This window comes from Cellulosilyticum ruminicola JCM 14822 (assembly GCF_001311925.1).
In the GTDB taxonomy this organism is placed as follows: domain Bacteria; phylum Bacillota; class Clostridia; order Lachnospirales; family Cellulosilyticaceae; genus Cellulosilyticum; species Cellulosilyticum ruminicola.
The window spans coordinates 1-22,295 of the sequence record NZ_BBCG01000034.1; the positions used below are offsets into that span (position 1 = coordinate 1).

General features: G+C 33.7%; 16 protein-coding genes and 1 other annotated feature. Of the genes, 5 read left to right on the top strand and 11 right to left on the bottom strand.

What is annotated here, in order from left to right:
• The 8 genes from JCM14822_RS11575 to JCM14822_RS11610 all read right to left on the bottom strand — a co-directional run.
• Window positions 1-3,334 (bottom strand): collagen binding domain-containing protein (locus JCM14822_RS11575; RefSeq protein WP_157047732.1); only part of this gene is annotated, 3,334 nt, incomplete at its 3' end.
• A 44-nt stretch (window positions 3,335-3,378) separates the two neighbouring features.
• Window positions 3,379-3,567 carry a hypothetical protein gene (locus JCM14822_RS11580; RefSeq protein ID WP_054742526.1) on the bottom strand — a complete coding sequence of 63 codons (189 nt, stop codon included), beginning with the start codon at window positions 3,565-3,567 and terminating at the stop codon, window positions 3,379-3,381.
• A gap of 192 nt (window positions 3,568-3,759) precedes the next feature.
• Window positions 3,760-9,162 carry a SpaA isopeptide-forming pilin-related protein gene (locus JCM14822_RS11585; protein ID WP_054742527.1) on the bottom strand — a complete coding sequence of 1,801 codons (5,403 nt, stop codon included), beginning with the start codon at window positions 9,160-9,162 and terminating at the stop codon, window positions 3,760-3,762.
• Between the two features lie 427 nt (window positions 9,163-9,589).
• On the bottom strand, window positions 9,590-10,438 hold the full coding sequence (rlmB, locus tag JCM14822_RS11590; protein WP_242861495.1) for a 23S rRNA (guanosine(2251)-2'-O)-methyltransferase RlmB: 849 nt from the start codon (window positions 10,436-10,438) through the stop codon (window positions 9,590-9,592).
• Between the two features lie 27 nt (window positions 10,439-10,465).
• Window positions 10,466-10,909, bottom strand: coding sequence for a Mini-ribonuclease 3 (locus JCM14822_RS11595; RefSeq protein WP_054742529.1), 444 nt, complete (start codon window positions 10,907-10,909; stop codon window positions 10,466-10,468).
• Window positions 10,910-10,924: 15 nt separating this feature from the next.
• Window positions 10,925-12,340 (bottom strand): cysteine--tRNA ligase, encoded by a 1,416-nt coding sequence (gene cysS / locus JCM14822_RS11600; RefSeq protein WP_054742579.1) that lies wholly within the window; start codon window positions 12,338-12,340, stop codon window positions 10,925-10,927.
• Between the two features lie 27 nt (window positions 12,341-12,367).
• A complete protein-coding gene (gene epsC, locus JCM14822_RS11605) occupies window positions 12,368-13,108 on the bottom strand; it encodes a serine O-acetyltransferase EpsC (protein WP_054742532.1) in 741 nt (246 codons plus the stop codon).
• An 81-nt stretch (window positions 13,109-13,189) separates the two neighbouring features.
• Window positions 13,190-13,412, bottom strand: a binding site (T-box leader).
• A gap of 193 nt (window positions 13,413-13,605) precedes the next feature.
• Window positions 13,606-14,214, bottom strand: a complete 609-nt coding sequence (locus JCM14822_RS11610) for a methyl-accepting chemotaxis protein (protein ID WP_054742534.1) — start codon at window positions 14,212-14,214, stop codon at window positions 13,606-13,608.
• 235 nt (window positions 14,215-14,449) lie between these two features.
• Between JCM14822_RS11610 and recJ the strand changes: the two genes are divergently transcribed.
• Window positions 14,450-16,120, top strand: coding sequence for a single-stranded-DNA-specific exonuclease RecJ (gene recJ / locus JCM14822_RS11615; RefSeq protein WP_054742536.1), 1,671 nt, complete (start codon window positions 14,450-14,452; stop codon window positions 16,118-16,120).
• Between the two features lie 89 nt (window positions 16,121-16,209).
• Here recJ and JCM14822_RS11620 read toward each other — a convergent pair whose 3' ends face one another.
• Both JCM14822_RS11620 and JCM14822_RS11625 read right to left on the bottom strand, forming a co-directional pair.
• Window positions 16,210-16,491 (bottom strand): hypothetical protein, encoded by a 282-nt coding sequence (locus JCM14822_RS11620; RefSeq protein ID WP_054742538.1) that lies wholly within the window; start codon window positions 16,489-16,491, stop codon window positions 16,210-16,212.
• Window positions 16,492-16,532: 41 nt separating this feature from the next.
• The gene (locus JCM14822_RS11625; RefSeq protein ID WP_054742540.1) at window positions 16,533-17,918 is read right to left on the bottom strand and encodes a YeiH family protein; all 1,386 of its coding nucleotides are present in this window, start codon (window positions 17,916-17,918) and stop codon (window positions 16,533-16,535) included.
• 257 nt (window positions 17,919-18,175) lie between these two features.
• Between JCM14822_RS11625 and cdd the strand changes: the two genes are divergently transcribed.
• Complete coding sequence (gene cdd / locus JCM14822_RS11630; protein WP_054742542.1) at window positions 18,176-18,598, top strand: cytidine deaminase; 423 nt, start codon at window positions 18,176-18,178, stop codon at window positions 18,596-18,598.
• A 213-nt stretch (window positions 18,599-18,811) separates the two neighbouring features.
• The gene (gene gltS, locus JCM14822_RS11635) at window positions 18,812-20,014 is read left to right on the top strand and encodes a sodium/glutamate symporter (protein ID WP_054742544.1); all 1,203 of its coding nucleotides are present in this window, start codon (window positions 18,812-18,814) and stop codon (window positions 20,012-20,014) included.
• Window positions 20,015-20,045: 31 nt separating this feature from the next.
• Here gltS and JCM14822_RS11640 read toward each other — a convergent pair whose 3' ends face one another.
• Complete coding sequence (locus JCM14822_RS11640; RefSeq protein WP_054742546.1) at window positions 20,046-20,282, bottom strand: hypothetical protein; 237 nt, start codon at window positions 20,280-20,282, stop codon at window positions 20,046-20,048.
• Window positions 20,283-20,308: 26 nt separating this feature from the next.
• Here JCM14822_RS11640 and JCM14822_RS24550 point away from each other — a divergent pair, with 26 nt between their 5' ends.
• Window positions 20,309-20,557, top strand: a complete 249-nt coding sequence (locus JCM14822_RS24550) for a transposase (RefSeq protein ID WP_054742548.1) — start codon at window positions 20,309-20,311, stop codon at window positions 20,555-20,557.
• A gap of 729 nt (window positions 20,558-21,286) precedes the next feature.
• Window positions 21,287-22,285 (top strand): hypothetical protein, encoded by a 999-nt coding sequence (locus JCM14822_RS11650; RefSeq protein ID WP_054742550.1) that lies wholly within the window; start codon window positions 21,287-21,289, stop codon window positions 22,283-22,285.
• Window positions 22,286-22,295: the final 10 nt, after the last annotated feature.

Genomic DNA, 22,295 nt, shown 5'->3' on the forward strand with positions numbered 1-22,295 from the left:
CTTGGGCTTGGACTTGGACTTGGAGCTTGGACTTGGGCTTGGGACTTGGACTTGGACTTGGGCTTGGACTTGGACTTGGACTTGGACTTGGGCTTGGGCCTGAATCTGGTTTTGTAGTCGGCGTTGGCGTCTTTTTATTAATATGTTTATGCACAAATTGTTTTTCAGTCTCTGATAAAGTAAACGCTACTTCTTTATTATCTAATTCATATCCTTCTGGTGCTTTTATTTCTTTAATGAAATATTTTTTATTGTTAATATCTAAATTATCAAATTTTGCTTTACCTTCAGCGTCAGTTACTTTTTCACCTATTATTTTATGATTTCCATCTAATAATTTAAATGTAGCACCTGCTAATAGTTTACCTTTTTCATCTTGCTTATTAACAATTACGACACCTGCTTTTTTGTTTGTAAATTCACATACATGTTGTTCATTCTCTGTTTGTAATATGAACTTCTCTTCTACTTCACCAACATATCCTTTTGGTGCTGTTATTTCCTTAACTGTATACTGTTTGTTAAGACGTAATTCTCCAAAAACTAATGTTCCTGTTTCATCAGTTTCCTTTTCCCAAACTTTCGTACCTCTCCAATCAATAAGTGCAAACTTAGCACCTTTTAAAGGTTCGCCTTCTTGATTCTTTTTAACAACCTTTACACTACCTCTTACTCTTTTTCCTGTGGCACAAGCTATTATATAACGTGCCTTAACCTTGTGAGAAGCTTCGGTTCTTCCATTATCTACACCTAGACCTTCTATACTTACTTTATTTCCAAATTCTTGGGATAACTCATACTTGATTGCCTCTGTTTTAAATACAATGCAATAACATTTTGTAATGGCTTCTAAAAATGCAATTCTTAGTGTATTATGTTCAGCATCAAAGGCTACATCATATTGATTGTCATTTTCCCAATCAATAGGTCCACCAACTGGTGTTAATTCACCTTTTTCGTCTACATTCATTTCATATATACGTACATCACCCAGCTCGCCTTCCCATAAATCCAAGTCACCAATCAATTCATCTTTAACTACTACATTTTGTAGTTCAAGACGATTCTTATTGACAGTAATGGTCCATGTGATTGGATCTCCTTGATTGAGCTGTTCACCTTTTTTATCTATCATAATACTTTCTATTTCTTGTTTTGCATTATCAAATATCCCACCAGCTCTCATACCTGTACACATGAGGTTTACCTCATTTTTAAGTATATAAGATCCCGATTTAGCAAATATTTCTTTTGCTTTCTCATCTGTTAATCGCGTTTTAATATTAAGTGCATATGTATCAGAAAGCTCACTTAATTTAATCACTACTTTACCATCTGCATCTGGTGGTTCAGCTGTTGCAGTCACGCTGCCATCTGTTACCACTTGCCCCGCATATGCATCATTACCATTTGGCATTTGAGTTACCTTTTCAATAACAATAGGTTCATCCACATATTCTTGTCCCTCTGGTATAATCTCAGTAATGACAGCATCTTTCATTGTTACCTTATTCCCATTAATGATGACACGCCAATTAGCTATTTGATTTTTATAATCATAATCTATAGCTTCTTTCTTTAACATCACACTATTAACATTAGATTGTGCTGTTGCATCAATATCTATTGTTTTGCCTTTTCTCGTACCTATAAGTTTTGCTTTATTCTTATAGACATTTGATGAATTGGCTAAGAAGTATTCATCTTTTATTAAGGTTACATACTGTATTGTATATACTTCAGTAATCGCATCTTCAAAATCCATCTTAAAGCCTTTTTTTGTAAAGGTAATTTTAGCTTTTGTACCATCTTCAAATGTTACTTCTTTCTTTACCTCATTATCTGATTCGATTTCCTCTTTAGTAAGTGTTACCTTACTCCATGTTGTACCTTTCTTGATGTCCATTGATTGAAATTCTAATCGATTGTCCGGTCTTGATTCATCTATATCTAGCTCATCAATTACACTAGCACCTGGCTCTATATAATATTTATCTTTATTAACAGTAATGGTCCATGTGATATTACGGTTTTTTACGCTATAGTATTGTCTCTTCTCTATAAAGCTTCCGCTTATACTTACACCAATAAAATCACAGAAAATATCAGCTATACCATCTATGCCACCTAACCCAGCATAATTGTAAAAGTTAATTTTTTGAAAAGCATTTCCTGCACCTTCTTCATCAAGTACCTCTGTAGCATAACATAGTACATAGGTTGCATGATCTTCTACATCAGGAAATTTATATTCTATTTGATAGGCATAATCTACCTTTACATCTTGTCCTTGATATTTTCTCTCCTCTGACTCAGTTATTTCTTTAAAACTATATCCTTGCGCTTTGTTATCAAGTTTAATAACTTCATCAGTTCCATATTTTTTAAGCACAACACTGTCTTCATCTAATTTAAGTCCTTTAGGCAGCTTGTCTGTAATGGTACTGCCTTGAATATTGCCATGATGATTATTAACTGTAATAGACCACTCAATATACTTTACGCCCGCCTTTTCACTTTCACTTCCTTTTTTAGTAACCCAATCAATGAGTACTTGTGTAGAAGCTTCTACTTCAGGTGCTAAATTCTTACCAATTCCATCTGTTAATTTAGCCTTATTAACAAATATATATTTAGAGCCATCTGTTTTTCCTTTTAATATCTTATTATCAATAACTGTACTTACAATAATCTTTTTTTCTTCATCCGGGTTTAGAACAGGAAGGGTTCCCGTTAAATTTGTAAATTCCCCCATTGTACTTTCATCCATAGTGAAGTCTACCCCATCCATTGTTGCCTTTACAAATTTCATTTCTGAACTTTTAAAGTAATCCACTACTTTGACATTAGTAAGTGTCTGATTATTTCCTTTGACATTAATCTCCCATTTAATTTCTCCTGTTTTCATATCAAAGTTTGCACAAGTCTTACTAATAGCTGGTATTGTGACATCTGGTTTTGGATCATCTGCTTTACCTGCAAAATAAATGGTAATTGATTTTTGATACTCTTGAATCTTAAATGTTTTAGTTATTGGTCCCTTTGTTGCTTCAGAATCATCTACATTGATTTTAGCACCAAATTCTACTTCTGCTGTCACATCATCAAGGTCACATATGTTACTATTAAAATTAATAAGCGCTGTACTTTGCTCTTTATCAATCACACAAGTACCTATTTTTATGCCTGGTTTATCCTCCTCTCCTGGTTCTTTTATTTCGATATCTGTCGTACCACTTGTTACTTCAAAAATCTTTGGAATCTCTACCTTAATGCCACTACTTGTAGTTGCATCATAATTTGTGGTGTCATTCATTTTCATTAAGAAATACATACTGATTTCGTCCCCATTTTTCAGTGCATCTTCCTTTTGACTTCCTATAGGAACTTCTCTTTATTTCTAAGCTCAATTTGTTGCATAATGACATCCATATTAGCGATAGTGATTATATCCCCACCTACATCTTCTGCGTATGTACTTATGCCTGCAAACATTTGTAATATAAGTGAAATAACTAGTATGAGTACTACACGAAACTTATTTTGTGTAATATCCACATTATGCATGAATGTATCGCCTCCTATTCTATATACTCTCTCTTAGTATATTATTTAATAATTTCAAATTCAAGGAGTTTAATTTCATTTTCAGAGTAATTATTATTTTATATTAAAATCATATTTTCCTACCATAAACTCAAAAATAAAAAGGCAAATGTAAACTCATCACTACTTTCTATTTACATTTGCCCTTTGTTCTTAATGATTCATTAAATTTTTCTCTATAACTTTTCTTCTGTAGACTAATAGAATGCCCATGAGTATAAATAACCAGCCTAATAAAATTATTAGCCCCACATTTTTATGATCTTCACCTAACTTCGGAATAATTTCCTCATCCACATCACTGCTTTGAGCTTTCTTAGGTTGCAAATCTTGAGAGTTCAAAGTAATTATAGCTTCATGCTCTAATACCTTGTCATCTGTAGGATCATCTAAAATACTTGCACTTTCAGAGGCATCACTCACTCTTGTCTTCTCATGATTATCTGATGATGAATCTAGTGATTCATTATCTTCCTCTTGTTTTTCATCATTAGGCTTTGTCGGCGTCTTAACAACGATGACTTTTATTGGTGTCGGACGAGACATAGGCTCCGGTTCTGGCAATGGTATAGCTTCTCTTTCATTGTAAATTTGAAGCTTAATCACTTCATTATCCAAAATCAAACCACTTCGCGTCGTTCTATCTAGAATATAGCCTTCCAGCATTTTGCTTTCAGTTAGTATATATTCCTCACCTATCGGTAAGCCCTCAAATCTAATCTTACCATTTACATCTGTTGTTCTTATAAACTGCCTTTGACCAATGTCTAATATAAATTCTACGCCTTCTAGTGGATTATTAGTATTCTTATCTCGTTTGATAACTTCAATAATACCTTTTGATTCTTCTGGAACTGGCGTTGGATCTGGTTCTGGAGTAGGTATTGGGTCTGGCTCTTTATCTGGTTCTTTATCTGACTCTTTATCTGAACCAGTATCCTTCTTATTATAAACAGGAATAAGTGCACTACCTGTAGCTATATTTCCACTCTTTGGCATTGCCTCTTTAATATAACCTCTCGGAGCTTCTTCTTCTATTAATGTATAGTCTACGCCTGTAGGTAAATCTTTAAAAATAGCTTTACCATCTATATCTGTTGTTTTTACAAACTTAACGCCATCAATACTTAGGCTAAATTGAGCGCCTTCTAGTGGTTCTTTAGTCTCATCATCTAATTTGATAACTTCCAGTGTTCCTGTTAGCTCTTCTGGAGCAGGATCTGAACCTGGATTGTCTTCTTTTTCATTGCCAATTTTAATTTCAATAACATTACTATCTACTATTAAACCACTCTGTGTCGTTCTATTTAGAATATACTGTTGGTGCCTTTTTTCTACCAATGTATAAGTTTCGCCAATTGGTAGATTACGAAATACTAACTTACCTTTTTCACCCGCTTCTCCAGTTTCACCCGGATAAGTGTTGGTTCCAACAGTGAGTTCAAACACTGCACCATCAAGTAATTCATTAGTATCCTTATCTACTTTCGTAATTTCTATGATTCCTTTTGGCGCTTCTGGCTTTGGATCTATCTGTGTCTCTTTTTCATTCTTAAATTCACACTTACTATCTTGTTGGATTGTACCAGTTTTCGCCTGTGTATCTTTAACATACCCTGCTGGTGCTTTAGTCTCTTCTAGTATATAATCTTCACCTATGGTTAAATTAGTAAATACTAATTTACCTGTTTCACCATCTTTACCTGTTTTACCTTCATAAGTTTTTCCTCCGACAGTTAACGTAAACTCGCCACCATCAATTAACTCACTAGTTTCTTTATCTACTAAGGCAATCTCTAAAGTTCCTTTTATAACATCTATCGGTGGTGTTGGTGGTAATGTTTCTTTCTTGTTTGTAACCTTTTGCTCAACCTCTGGTTTGTCACTCGTTAACTTGATTTCATAACTATTTTCATTTCCTAGTACATAACCAAATGGTGCAGTCTTTTCATGTAGCGTATATGTCTTTCCTAATTCTAGATTGTTAAAGATTAATTCCCCTTTGTCATCTGTTGTTCCTTCCAGTGTTTTTGTTCCATCGCTTAATTCAAATGTCGCTCCGGCTAGTTTAATGCTCTGATCTGTTTCATCTACCTTGTTGACTTTGATGCTTCCTGTTTTTTTCTTATTTGTTCTTATAACTTTAACAACTTTATTATTTATCTCAACTAAACAGACTGTTTCATCTAATTCATAGCCTGTTGGTGCTGTTGTTTCTTTAAGTGCATAAGTCTTGCCTATTTCTAATCCATTAAATTCGGCTTCACCATCTGCATTTGTTGTAACTGATTTTTTATAATCTCCATCATCACTTAATTCAAATACTGCATCTGGTAATGGTGTATTATCAGCTGCATCTACTTTAACAACTGTTAAGCTTCCTGGTTCCTTCTTATTGGTAACGGCCTGTTCACCATTTTTATGAGTTGAATCTAATGTGATAGGATATGTGTTTTTATCTAATTCATAGCCTTCTGGTGCCTTACTTTCATAAAGTGTATAGTCTCTTCCTATAACAAGGTCTTTAAAGATTGCTTCACCATTTTCATCTGTTTCTGCTGTGAAAGTATATCTTCCATTACTTAACTTGAATTCTGCACCTTGAAGTTTTGTATCCTCATGATCTGCATCTGTTGCAATAACTTTAATTGTCCCCACATCTGTTGTAATAGTTCCCCAACTATTTGAGAATTGTGTTGATACTGTTACTTCATTAGAAATTACACTTTCAGTTACCTCTGCATTACTTGTTAAAACTGCTTTATTACTATATTCACCTACCATTTTAGGTGAGATAACCTTTGTCTTAAATGTAATAAGATAACATTCTGTCATATCACCTAATGTTAACTTCAATTCATTTTTATCTTTATTATAGCTAATTTGATCAGCATCTAATGTTACTTCTGCACCTTTTGATTTATCAAGTTCATCAAAGGTACTACTTTTAATTTTGTCATTATCTACTGATGCCTTATATACTTTAAGGTCATCTAATTCTAATCTTAAATCCTTACTTAAAACATCTGATATTTGAATATTATCAATTTTTAATTCATTTGGATTAACTAATATCATCCAATCAATTGGCTCATCTTTTTTAATTTGTTTACCTACACATTTAATAAAGCTATTTGTAACAGTCTTTTCAGCCTCTACAGGTACCAAGTCCTCATAAATAGATTGACTAGCTATATTGACTGCATTTTTTAAGATTGGATCTTCACCATTGAGTTTGAATGGCTCAGTTGTATCAACATCTGTTTTTATTTCAATTGTATAAGTGTCATTAACATTGCCCAAGTCCCATTCTAAAAGCTGACCTTGTGCATTATTCGTAATAGAAGGTTCACCCACATCAATAATATCGCTTGCTTTCGCTCTTTCTAACTTTGTCTTAATATAAGGTACATTGAATTCCCAATTTTGATATTTTCCACTTTTAATTACTTTGATTGAATATGGTGCATAAGTTTGCTTTTCATCTAATTGGTCTATCAGCTTTAAGTTCTCAATAGGCATACCATTTTGATTCACTACGATATACCATGTCATTTGTTTTGTTTTATTATTAAAATCTCCTGCAAACTTAGATGTTACACAACTTATTACTATAGCCTCTGCATATGTTTCACTTCCCTTATTAACTATGCCACCTTCATAAGCTGTATAATAGTTTGCATATACTCGGTTCTTATATACCTGTTTTGATGAATTACTTGCATAAAACATTTTGTCTTCTACATCAGTATCAAATGTTATAATATATCCCTGGTTAAAATTACTTTTATCTGCTTTATAAATTGAACAAGTAATTATGCCATTTTCACATTTTCCTTCTACCATCATATCCGACTCACCTATTTGAGTTGGCACCGATGTAATAACTGTATTACCTACCTTAAATGTACTTTTATCTAACTTCAAGCCTTCAGGTAGTGTATCAACAATTTCTAGTTTCCCTATACTGCTATTTTTACGATTGGCAGAAACAGTCCATGAAATCTTATGCGTTGCTTGATCATATTTCGTAAAGCTTTTTTGAATTTCCCCAATATTTTTTGTGCCTGAATTAAGATAATAATAGAAACAATGTTCTTGACCATCCTCTGTTGGCTGCATATTAATACTTGCCACTTTAGAATATTCACTACCTTCCCCAGCCCCTGCCTCTATTTCATCTGTAACCTCTACCTGATATGAGATTTCATACATATTATGAGCATCACTAGGTGATAATGTATCATTAAACTTAAATTCTACTATTGAATTATAATTGAAACTCTTTTTTTGATTAGTTTGGTCAGTATATTCTATAGTCCCTGCCTCGTTATTGTGATATGTAAGAGTTCCTAAACTTGTCACACTCGCTAAAGGTCTATTATTGATTTTAATTGTATCTTCAACTAACTTTAAACCTTTTGGTAAATAGTTTTTTAATGTTCTTCCTTCTAAATTAGCATAATGTTTATTAATGTAGTTATAGCAAAGAATATATTTTGTAACGACACCATCATTTACTTGTTGTTCTAGTATACTGTCACGCTTACTAATCCACTCTACATTAATTACTTCACTATCTGTTGGATCTATTGTTTCAGTTAATCTATGGCCATCCTTATCTTGCAATGAAGCTGTATTTTGAATGGTTACTGATTTATTATTAACTGCATAAACTTCATCTTTAACGTGTGTAACAACTTTAAATACACGTTTTTCTCTTGGACTTAAAGTTGGTACGTCAATACTAATGACTGTATCATACGGCCCATTTGCTTCTCTATAGTTGGCACCTACTACATCCTCTACATATAAATAATTTGCATTACAAGTATCTTTGATAATAGCATTTTCAAGCTCTTTATCCCCTGCTATTACTGTGATGTCCCATATAATTTGTTCTGTTTTAGGATCGAATTTTTCATGTGTTTTTTCAATAGTCGGCGGTCTTATCCCCCCCGTTGACGTAGAATCCTTTCCTTTGAATTCTATTAACATACTTTTTTTCATTTGATCTACTTCAAATACAACATCCTTTTTCTCTGATTTTCCATCAGCTACAGCCACTTGTGATTTTACGCCTATTCCAAAGGTAATTTCTACCCCACTGTATTCCTTTATTTTATCTAAGAACTTAATTATTCCTACTGCTATTTCCTGTTCATTAGTTGTCATTTCACAAGTTCCTACTTGTATACTTATACCATCAGTATCGATAATTTGCAAAGGAATTACTTCATTTCTAATAAGGCCCAATTCCTTCGGTAGCTTTATTATAAGTTCCTTATCGATGTCTACACTCGGGCAGCCTATCAGCTTTAAGCTATATCTCACTTCTTTTTGCTCATCGACTCCGAAGACTGTCGTTTCTTTTTGCTGATCGTATTCAGTAATTTCCATCAGTTTTATATCACTAAACGCTACTTCCATGCCCCCAATTAGACACGTTTTCTCTACATTTTCCGCTCTAAGGCTCACGCCTGATACAAGCTGAATAATCATCGTCAGAACTACTAAATAAATCCACCTTTTTTTGCTATCACGCATCGCATACATCTTTCTACCTCCAAATGTGTTTATTTGTCATAAATCTCTTTAAAGGCGACATCATATATATCTACCTAATCATTGCTTGTCACTATTCAATTAATCTAGCTATTGGTGATATATAGCGAGCTGTACTTGGTATATGTATTTTATAATAAATCATATTTGCTCTTTTCTATTGTTATTTGTTGGACCTATTCAATAGAAATTATGGGAGTCTCAAAATAAACTTAGCAAATATACAAATTTAAACTTAGCTTTTGTATGATAGCATACACTTTATCCCCCCTTATCTTAACTTTATATTATTAGTATATTTGTTAAATTCATATTTATCAATTACATGTTCTGTATTTAGATAATTTATAATTTTTAAACAAATCATTGTGATAAATAAAAAGGTGCTGTAAAATCAACTTTTACAACACCTTTTATACTATTTAAAATTTCTTTGACGTACTACTTCATAAACCATAATACTTGCAGCTACTGAAGCATTTAACGAAGTTACTTTACCATACATTGGTACACTTACAGTATAATCACAGTTTTCACGTGTAAGTCTAGAGATTCCTTCACCTTCACTTCCTACTACAATACCAATTGGTCCTGTGAGATCTTCTTCGAATAAAGTTTTACCACCCATATCCGCACAAGCAATCCATAAACCTTGTGCTTTAAGTTCTTTGATTGTTTGCCCAATATTACTTACTTTAGCAATCTTTGTATGCTCTAAGGCACCTGCTGATGATTTCGCTACTGTTCCTGTAAGACCTACAGCTCTTCTCTTAGGAATGATAATTCCATGTACTCCAGCTGTGTGAGCTGTACGAACAATGGCACCTAAGTTGTGTGGATCTTGGATATTTTCTAAGATAAGTACAAATGGATGTTCTCCTTTTGACTTTGCATATTCTAAAATTTCATCTACACTTACATATTCATGAGCTGCTACATAAGCTACTACTCCTTGATGTTTCTTGCGTCCTGTAAGCTCATCTAATTTAGATTTTTCCACTTCTTGAACTACAATATTTTTCGCTTTAGCACCACTGATGATTTTAATCACAGAACCTTCTTTTTCACCTTTTTGAACAAGGATTTTATCGACAGTTCTCTCACCTTTTAAAGCTTCAATTACTGCATTTCTACCAAAGAGTACATTTTCATCAAGCTCTACTGGTTCAAAACGTTCTTCTTCAAAATTTCTTCTATCTTTTTTGAAACCTTCTTCTTTGAAGCCTGCTTCTCTTTTGCCTTTTGGCATATGTTTACCTTTTGTCATTTTTGTTTCTCCTCTATTTAAGCCCTATTATTTCGTCTCTGATTCATGAAATCTTTGAAGGCCTAAGTCAATTAACTCTTTGATACGTTCAATTTGTCCATCTATATAAAGATAGCCTATAAGTGCCTCTAATCCTGTAGCGTGTCTATATTCTGTCACATCACCATTTTTAGGAACAGAAATGCTTTTTGCATTACGTCCTCTTTTTAAAACTGCCATTTCTGCATCTGTTAAAGCATCTTCTATTAAATAGTAGATTTTCGCCTGTGCACTAGCTCTTACAAGTTCTCTAGAAGCCTTGTGCATTTTATTAACAGGAGCATTTCCTTTATTAATTACATAAGTACGTACAAACATTTCATATACACCATCGCCAATATATGCAAGTGCTAATGGTGAATAACTATTTGCCTTATGATTCATTAATCCTAAAGTTACTTCAAGTAAATCTTCTACAATTGTTTTATTCATACGATCTCCTATTTATTAAACGCGTTTGTAACGCACACCTTCTCTAGTATCTTCAATAAGAACGCCGCTATCCTTTAAGAATTCACGAATACGGTCAGCCTCTGCAAAGTCTTTTGCTTTTTTAGCTTGTTTACGTTTTTCAATGTATTCTTCAATTTCAGCGTCACTTAATCCATCTTCATTATCGCCTTTTAAGTCATATAATAAACCTAAAGTATCACTTAATTTATTAAATAAATCAAATACTGCTTGGATGAAAGGTTTTGAAGCCCCTTCTTTTGCATAAGTATTTGCAAATTTAACAAGTTCAAAGATAATGCTGATGGCATCAGCTGTATTGAAGTCATCTTCCATTGCTTCATGGAAACGTGCTTCAAGTTTTGGAAGCTCTGCAAGAAGAGTTTCTTCTTCTGATGTTAATGCTTCTACTTGGCTATTTTTTAATGCAAAGTCAAGTGTCATTTTAGCATTTTTGATACGTTCTAAACTTGATTTAGCTGATTCCATAAGTTCTGCACTGAAGTTAAGTGGACTTCTGTAGTGTGCATTAAGCATGAAGAAACGTACCACATCATAGCCATACATTTCACCTACATCACGAAGTGTTTTGAAGTTACCAAGTGATTTAGACATCTTTTTGTTATCAATATTTAAGAAAGCATTGTGCATCCAGTAATGAGCGAACGCTTTGCCATTTGCACCTTCACTTTGTGCAATCTCGTTTTCGTGGTGTGGGAATATAAGGTCTTCTCCACCAGCGTGAATATCAATTGTGTCTCCTAAATAACGCTTTGCCATAGCAGAACATTCTATATGCCATCCTGGACGGCCATCGCTCCATGGGCTTTGCCAGTATGGTTCACCTTCTTTTTTAGGTTTCCAAAGTACGAAGTCCATGTGATTTTTCTTTTCTTCTGTAAGTGTAACCCTTTCACTACGTCCAGCTTCTAATTCTTCAAGTACTTTCTTAGAAAGTTTACCATAACCTTCAAATGCTGCTGTATTGTAATAAACTGTACCATTTACTTCATAAGCAAATCCTTTTTCAATAAGTGTTTCAATCATTTCGATGATTTGTTTCATTTCTTCTGTTACACGTGGATGCTTTGTAGCTGGTGTTACATTTAAATTTCTAACATCTTGAAGTGTTTCTGCGATATATTGTTCTACAACTTCTGTTGTACTACGTCCTTCTTCATTAGCTTTTTTAATGATTTTATCATCTACATCTGTGAAGTTTTGTACATAATTTACATCATATCCTACGCTTTCAAAGTAACGGCGTACTGTATCAAATACGATATATGGTCTTGCATTTCCAATATGAATTAAGTTATAAACTGTTGGACCACATACATACATGCGTACTTTATTTGGCTCAATTGGTTTAAATTCTTCTTTTTGCTTTGTAAGCGTATTATAAATTTTAATCATGTTATCCCTCTCTATTCATTTTATTTAAATATAATACATATAACACTGCTCTTCATAAGTACCTTCTTGAATAATTTCTTCACTACTATCATTTAACTGGCGTTCTTGAAGCTGAATATTGGTTTCTAACTGTTTATTCATCTTTTCAATAACTTTTTCTAATTCTTTAATATCACCATTCATACGGCAAAATTCCATTTTGATAGGGTCTGGCACAGTTACTTGGTCTAATTCTTTACAAGGGTCTACACGTTTGCCTTGAATTCTAACAACCTTGCCAGGTATGCCGACTACTGTACTATCTTCTGGAACCTCCTGCAGCACAACTGCATTAGCTGCTATTCGTGAATTATCTCCAACTTTAAAAGGTCCTAGTACTTTTGCCCCTGTACTAATCATGACATTATTGCCAATAGTAGGATGACGTTTCCCATGGTCTTTACCTGTTCCACCTAATGTGACGCCATGATAGATTGTAACATTATCACCTATTTCACAAGTTTCACCAATTACTACACCCATGCCATGGTCGATAAATAATCCTTTACCGATTTTAGCTCCTGGGTGAATTTCAATACCTGTTAGTCCTCTACTAATCTGAGATATAAGTCTAGCCACAAAAAACAGTTTGTGTTTATAGAAGAAATGACCTAGTCGGTGAAATAATATCGCATAAAAACAAGGATATAAAAATACCTCTGCACTACTCTTTATGGCTGGGTCTCTCTCTTTAATGACTTGCATTTCTTCTCTTATCACTCCCATAATCTTCCTCCATTCTAGTCCTTAAGTGGGCCTTAAGCAATTATCGAATAAATTTTGGTATAAAAAAACCTTTCCTCTTCATTCAGAGGCAAGGTAGCTCGCGGTTCCACTCTGATTAAAGCAAACTCTTAACTTTCTGCTTCATCTCTTCCCTTTAACGCAGGTTTACGAAATATGCTTACCATAGGCTCACATATTCAGCTCCAGAATGCACTTCTTATATTGTTCTATGAAATCCTCTCAGCAAAATGGATTACTCTCTGGCATAGCCCATATATAATACTCTTTCTTTCATTGCTTTTATATATTATATAAGTGATTATTCTTTTTGCCATTATATGCTTTTTATCGCTAAAAAGTTATATATTGACTTAATTAATTTACTCTTTGTCATTATAATATACCTCTTTCAGAGTTTCAACTCCCTTTTTATATTGGTTTACTAAAAAGAAAGAAACGCTAAGTTTTTCACCTTATCACCTCTTTTATAAAAGAATTTATTCTGTCTTAAAGATTTTAATAGACTCACCTAATTTAGTTGCTGTAGTAGATGATGCTGTTAACATATCCCTAACTTGTGTCATTGTATAAAGTTGGTCTTCTACATAAGCTGACATCTCTTGTGTTGAGGCTGAAGTATTCTTCGCCATATCTGCAACACTTTGGATAATCTCGAACATCTGCTCTTTAATTTTAACCATTTCTTTATTTAAGTGATCAATCTTTTCTACATTTGAAGCAAGATTTTCAATAGATAAAGACATGGCTTTAAATGAGCTACCTGTGTTTTCTACAGCTTGATTTTGAGCTTCTACTGCAGTGATAATTTCTTCCATTTCTTTTACTGCACCTATTGTTTGGTTTCTAATATGATCAATAAGTTCTCTAATCTCATTAGCAGATTTACTTGATTGTTCTACAACTACGGCAAAGCCTTTCCCGTTTTCCCCTGTACGAGCAGCTTCAATACTTGCATTTAAAGCTAATAAGTTAGTTTGTTCTGCTATAGAATTAATAGTTTTTACAATAGAATCAATTTCAATAGAACTTTTGTTTATTGCATAAATTGTCTCTTTAACATTTTGTGTTGTTTCATTTGTTCTCACCGTAATATCAATAAGGTTATCTACAACTGATATACCTTTTTCATTTTTTCTACCATATTTTTACCGCTCTTTTCCCCCATATATCCTTTTGTTTATATATATCGACATGTTTACATAATTTATTATAGGGTTTTTGATTTTCTTGCCAATTTTTTCTTCGTTCTATATTTTGGTACTAGAAATTATCAATCTCCTGGACTACAATACTTTTATCATAATTAGATAGGAGATTTGTATGAAAACGATTTTAGAACATGCCGAAAAAATCTATACACCAGAGCAGCAAAGCAACATTGAAGAAGTTGCCCGCACTTATGATTTATATGATTTTATTGCTGCTATTATTTGTGAACGTAATGCCTTTGATTTAAATGAAATAAAAGAATATATTGTAGGAACTAATAGACCAAAGCACTTTGATAAATTAAAAGATATTCATCTTGCTGTTCAAATTATTTCAGAAGCTATGGCACGTAATGAAAAAATTCGTGTAGTAGGTGATTATGATGTCGATGGCGTAACAAGTACATATGTTTTACTTTCTGTATTTGAAGCGCTTAATTATCCTCATATGGATCATTATTTACCTGTTCGTGAAACGGATGGCTATGGTCTCAATCCTAGTATTGTAGATGCTGCCTACCGTGCAGGCGTGAAATTAATCATTACTGTAGATAACGGTATTTCAGCTACTGAATCTGTGTCCCACGCTAAATCTTTAGGCATGCAGGTTATTGTCACTGACCACCATGAACTTCCTGCTATTCTCCCTGAAGCGGATGCAACGATTAATCCACATCAGCCTGATTGTGAATATCCTTATAAGTCATTAGCTGGTGTAGGCATTGCTTATAAATTAGGACAAGCACTTCTTTCTCACTTTAAAGTGAAACCTAGCCGTGAAATAATTGCACGTATTCAATCTCTAGTAGCCATGGGAACTGTATGTGACGTTGCGCCACTTGTAGGTGAAAATAGACATATGGTTAAAACAGGTATCAGTGCACTCAATCAAAATGCCATTCCTGCCGCTACTGTCATTAACTCTCGTATTTCAGTAGGGACCCTTGGCTTCCAGATTGGACCTCGCCTCAATGCCTGTGGACGACTTGAAAGTGCTGAGACAGCCCTTCAATATTTAATGAAAAAGGATTATGACGACTTAGTTTTAGGTAAGAAAAATCTAGATGATTTAAATAAACGCCGCCAAGATGAAGAAATGGACTCTATTGCCCGTGTAGATGAAAAAGTGGCCCAAATTAGTGACCTTCCTGATATTATTATTCAAATTGATGAAATGGCTCACGAAAGCGTCGTTGGTCTTGTAGCTGGTAAAATCAAAGAAAAATATTACCGCCCTACTGTTGTCTTTGCCCGTACAATCAACGGCACTTATAAAGGTTCAGGGCGTTCAATTGAAGAATATGATATGTTCCAAAGCTTCAAGCCTTTCCTTCATCTACTAGATGGAGGCGGTGGACATCCTATGGCCTGCGGACTTAAAGCAACTACTATTGATCAAATTGAGGCCTTCGCTAAAGCTGTTAATGAAGCCAGCACCCTTACAGATTACGATAAGACACCAAAAGTCTTCGTAGATAAAGTCATTGAAGATGCCTTTGCTTATGACTTCATTAAACTCGAAACTCAGCTTCGCTACTTCTTACCTTGCGGCGCTGGCAATGCAGCGCCAACCCTCTTAGTTAAAAATTCTAAAGTAGCCATTAATACCAAATACGCTAAAAGCTGGCGTATCTCTGAGGTCGTTGCAACTTTCGGCCATAAATCTATTTCAAGTACACTTTGGAACGATGAATCTATTCCAGAAGAAGGTACTTTCATTTCCGATATTACATTACAAGTAAGTGAAAGCGGCTGGCAAATTAAAAACATTTACTTTCGTTAATAATTGTCTCAGCCCACTTCTATACTAAAAATATTTTAAGGAGGTATTGTACTTTTTTACAATACCTCCTTTATTTTTCTCACTATAACCTATCTTAAGCTTTTATCTAAAAATACCCATACATTATACATTAGTATGCCCCATAAGAAAAAGAGGGCTATGTACAATAATATATTACCACTTGGCGTATAGCCACGTCCTGAAAATATGTATTGCCAGTTAGGAACATCTGTATAATAATATTGCCCACATCCAAAATCCAACCCTGGAATCGCACCAAGATTATTTTTCATAATATAAATGCTCGCTGCTATTGCAATGATTAGTAACGCCACTGCACTTTTTGAAACCATTTTCACTGTGCGTCCCATGAACTATTCCCCCTTATAATATTTCTTTAATTAATAGTATGTTATGCAACTAACTGAGGTATTGGGAATATTTTCCCACTTAATAATAACCATGCAACAAATAATGTAAGGATTAGATTAAAAGTTTGCCCAATTACATATAAGGCCACTGGCTTTCCTCCTTGGAATTGCTCTTTCATATCTCTTAAATTAGATTCTAATCCTATACTTGTAAAAGCAAGGCAAAATGCCCAAGTTTTAAAACTTCCTAATGTACTAATAATAGCATCAGCTGTTTCTTTGCCATAAGTTGGCTGAATAATAAACGAGAAAATTAACGATGCACTTAAAAAACCTAATATAAATTTAGGGAAGCTAATCCAAATTTGTGAAAGTCCTACTTGTTTTGAACCTAATTGATTATTTTCAACATGTTTTGCAAAGAAAATCGCAATAGCAAATGCAATAAATCCAATTAATATATTTTGAATCATTTTTACAAGTGATGCAGCTTGTCCGCCTATACCACCTAACGCTTCTCCCGCTAATACCACAGCTCCCGTTGAATCTACTGTTCCACCAATCCATGCCCCACCAATAAGTGGATCCATATGGATGAATTTAATAAATAAAGGCATTGTAACCATCATCACAACTGTAAATATAAGTGAAATACCTACTGCAAAACTTAAATCATTTTTCTTACCTTTACTTGCTGCTGCCGCGGCAATAGCTGCTGATGTACCACATACAGAAGTCGCTGCTGCAATAATCATTACCATTGGCTTATTCTCGATTTTAAGCACTTTGGTTCCTAAAAGCCAAATGAATATAATGACAACTGGAGTTACAAGCCAAGCAATACCTAAACCATAAAATCCGAACTTATTAATATTTGAAAATAATACTTCAGCTCCCATTACTACTAGCCCTGTTTTGATATAAAACTCTGTTTTTAATGCAGGTTTTAACCAATTTGGTGTGCCTACTGTATTACTAATTACAATGCCTATAGCAAGTGCCCAAAAGGCATATTCTAAATATTTCTTCATAACAACTTGTGCAGAAACAAAAGATACAATTAATGCAAGTATAAATAAACCGGTAAATGCTTTTAAGAATTTTTTTCCTTCTCCGCCTTGAAGTTTATAACCGATTCCAAATAATAACACAAAGATTACAAAAGTAATTAATGTATTAGTCCATAACGCTCTAGATGTTTCTCCTAAATTAAAAAGTTCTATGAAGCGAACATTTCCTTCTCCACCCCATTTAGGAATTTTTACAGCACCCCAACTAAATTTTTCTGTAATAACACTTAAATATCCCATACCTATAATAATAAATCCAATCCATATAGCTAACCAATCCTCATGTTGATACAGACTAGACCATTGCCATTTTTGTACACCTATTTGTTCTTGTTCTACATTCTTTAATTGTCTCATATATTCATCCCTCCTATGTTAATTCCTAGTAAAACGATAGATTTTATTTGTTTTAAACACATTATAGAGATTATTTCCTACTAAATCAATAGTATTTCACAAATATATTTTAATTTTATGTATTTTAACAAAAATTTATACTTTATAACCAACTATTATATTCATTCTTAATAATTTCATTTTTTCTCTTTACATCAGGTATACTAAATGATATAATACTTTTCCCACATGGGAAATAATTAAAAGTAGGTGACCATATGATCGATGTAAAATTATTAATTGACAATGCTTTCGAAGCACAAAAAAATGCTTATACACCTTATTCTCATTTTAATGTAGGTGCTGCCCTTTTAGCCGCTAATGGCAAGATTTACAAAGGGTGTAATATTGAAAATGCCGCCTATACACCTACTAACTGTGCAGAAAGAACTGCCTTCTTCACAGCTATTGCAGAAGGAGTTAAAGACTTCACAGCAATTGCTATCGTAGGAAATAAAGATGGTATTAAAATGGGCGAAGGCGATTATTGTGCACCTTGTGCAGTATGTAGACAAGTTATGGCAGAGTTCTGCGACCTTGATACATTTAAAATTTATATTGTAAAAAATAGAGAAGATTATCTTGAATATACATTAGGAGAACTTTTACCTTTAGCTTTCACAGGTAAAAATCTTGAATAATACTCCACACATATACTAAAGAGGCAGCGCAAACCCCAATTTACGCTGCCTCCTTTTTTGTTTTTTTATACTTTGTAATAACCCTCATAAAAATCCTTCTTTCAATACATACTTTTATAGTAAGTACTGCTACAATCATATTTTTCACTTTACTATTATGTAAATCCGTAATATCATAGAAATACATACTATTTTTTAGAAAGGATTCCTAATATGACATTTAACTTAAACATTTACGAAACAATGGCATTAGTTTCTCTTATCCTTTATTTAGGTAAGTTTCTTAGATCTAAGTCATCATTTCTTACTAAATATTGTATTCCCCCTTCAGTTGTAGGCGGTTTCGTGTTCGCACTTTTTATGCTGGCAATTGAAATGACAGGAGTTGCGACAATTAATTTAGATATAACACTACAAAGCATATTTATGACTACCTTTTTCACAAGTATCGGTTTTACTGCCAGCCTTAAAATCTTAAAACAAGGCGGCTTTAAAGTAGTTATTTTCCTAGGCCTTGCTGCTTTATTAGTGGCTCTCCAAAATACAGTAGGTGTCTCACTTGCTTCAGTGTTCAGTCTTAATCCTTTACTTGGTCTTTGTACGGGTTCTATTCCTATGGTAGGCGGTCATGGAACAGCTGGTTCTTTCGGACCTATGCTTGAAGAAATCGGCGTAGTTGGTGCAACAACTGTATCCATTGCTTCTGCAACCTTTGGTCTTATTATGGGAAGTATCATAGGAGGACTCGTGGCTAGACTTTTAATTCATGGTAAAAAACTTACAACTGTACATGATGAAAGTTCTAAAATGCCACCTACTCAAGTGGGAGATTATAATGAAGAAAATCACAATATCTTATCTTTAAAATGCCTTATTAATGCAGCATGTTTATTATTCATTGCTATGGGTATTGGTTCTATTGTATCTGACTTTATTCAGCTTACTGGACTTACTTTCCCATCTTATATTGGTGCAATGATTGTGGCTGCTGTAATGCGTAACTTATATGATTTTACAAACAAGGCGTTCGTTGAAAAAGAAATAGAGACTTTAGGAAGCTTAAGTTTATCATTCTTCTTAACAATGGCTTTAATGAGCCTTAAGCTTTGGCAGCTCTTTGACCTAGCTTTACCACTGCTCGTAATGCTTATGGCTCAGGTTATTCTCGTAGGCTTATTTACTTACATTATTGTGTTTAGCGTTATGGGTAAAAATTACGAGGCTGCTGTATTTGCTTCTGCAACTTGCGGTTTTGGAATGGGTGCTACACCTAATGCCATTGCTAATATGGATGAGCTTACAAATCGTTACGGATTTGTACCTACACCTTACTTCGTTGTACCACTTGTAGGTTGTTTATTTATTGATTTCGTAAACTCATTTATCATTACATTATTTATTAATTTCATTTCTTAATTTCATAAGCTGCATATATTGATCTTCGAGTTCAATATATGCGCTGCTGCCTACTTCTAGGTTGCTTAATGCCCCCTACTAAGTAGGCTATTTTATTTTCTATGCAAAGCTGCTCTTCTATCTTTTGCTTCTTACTTTTTTTCATCCTATAATCTGCTTCATGTCCATAAGCCTTAAGATGTTCAAAATAATCATCTAGCCCATATTCATAACTCTGAATCTTTTTATTTTTAAAAACTAATATCTTATTGCATAATCTTCCTAACATATATCTGTCATAGGTAATTAAGGTGATTGTTCCATTACTTTGGATTAGATCCTGAAGTTAATCAATCTGGAAAATTTACTACTACGCAGATGCATATAACTAAACATGATTCTAGATTTGCTCGTAGGGCAATCTTTGCTGTTGCTTTAGGTGCAATCATGCACAAAGTCTGTAACATTATTTTTGCTATTCTTCGTAATGAAAAAGCATTTGAACTTCGTTCCCCTGAAAAACACTGTACTCAATATCAAAGGGTCACACAAAAAACCGCATAATTATGCAGATATACATTAATCAAACCCATTATTAAACGAAAATTGAAACGATTTGCGTCTATTAAATTTACCCATTTTTAGTTAAAAAGCATCTAATAAAAAATATAAATTTTTACTTACTTTTCACTTGACTATTACTAGCTGGTCTTAAAATACTTTGGGCACTTATTTCTTATCGGCCTCGGCTCATATAACCAATTTGTAATTCTTTATCTACCCATATGCATTCACTAGATGTTGCTTCTAATCTGCCTAATAAAATATTATTCTACCTTCACATAGCATTGCCATAAAATCATCCTCCATTTTAAGGCTCTTTCTTGTCATGCAACGCTTAAATTAATACACAAAAAACTGTAAATGCTAAGCACTTACAGTCACTTTAATCCGCTCTGTTAACCACTCAGTATGCCTATAATTTTATAGGCAATAATCTGCACTTATGCTTATAAGAGTTTCTTAAAAAATGACTGTTCATCCTTTATTTATTCAAACTTAATTTTTTGCATCACAAAAAAGATACCTCTTTTATTGTTCTTTAAAAATTTCATTAAGCTTGAATAATAAACATGTCATTCTCCTTTCTCTCATGCACTAATTTTCTATATAATATAATATTTTTAAATAACTTTCAAAGGTGAATTTTTATACCTTTTTAGTCCCCTTCTTCCTTCTTGTACATAGTATATAGTAGCGTATATTTATCCCATAAAGAAAGAAGGTTGAACTATGCTCCATGTACAACAAGCCGAAGATAATAGCAAGGGCGCTTTAGCTGATGTAATTGGTTGGATTGATTTTGGCACGCAGTTTAAACTGCATAAAGATAACCGTACGACAACTATAATCAATTCACTTCCTGGTAATTATATAATTTCTTTTGATATTCGTTTAGATACCAAAGGCTGTTCCAAAATAAGTTTCAAAGGTGTGTCTTCACCTATTTGTAAATGTGCGCCTTTTGGTAATACCGCTTATACTGGTATTCCTGGTAAAGTTGTGCTCACCACTCCTTATGATTGTGGAAATCATGGCTGTACTCACGTAACCCTTACCTTAGATAATATCCGACTTACTTCATCTACTGGTATACCTGTTTCTAACTTTTTTATAATTGTAGCCGATGCAGGCATCACGAACTACTGCTCAGATACTTGGTCAGTTACTACCACTCCTAATACTTGGGATTTACTTTACACCATGCCTTCTGTTTGCAGCCACAATAAGTCTGCTCCAGTAGTTACCAGTTTATTCACCCTCACTGTTTCTGAAATTGGTACAGATACAGATCCATGTGACACTGCTGCTAATGCTTTCATTACCCTTTCACCTACTAGACTCCTTGCTGAAGCGGATATTAATGATGATGATGATTCTATTGGTTTTGCCTTTGGCGTAGTTATTCCAAAAGAAGCCGCAGATTACGTGGATAATGTGCATACTGTATGTCATCGCGAACTGACATGTGTCCGAGAAGATACCACTATTTTATATCGCCTTCCTGTTTCCTGTCATGATGTCATTACCGCTATTATTTATAATGGCGACCTTCATCCTTTTAATAGTCAGCCCCTTGTTATTGAAGGTAATTTAGGCACTTATTTATTCTTTAAACAACGCGTCTTATTAATTGCAAATGAAAATATCCCAGTTGCTGAATTTGATACTTTTATATTACGCACAAATCACACTGAAGATTTAATCGTCACCTTCACTTCTTACCTGTAAGCCATACCTA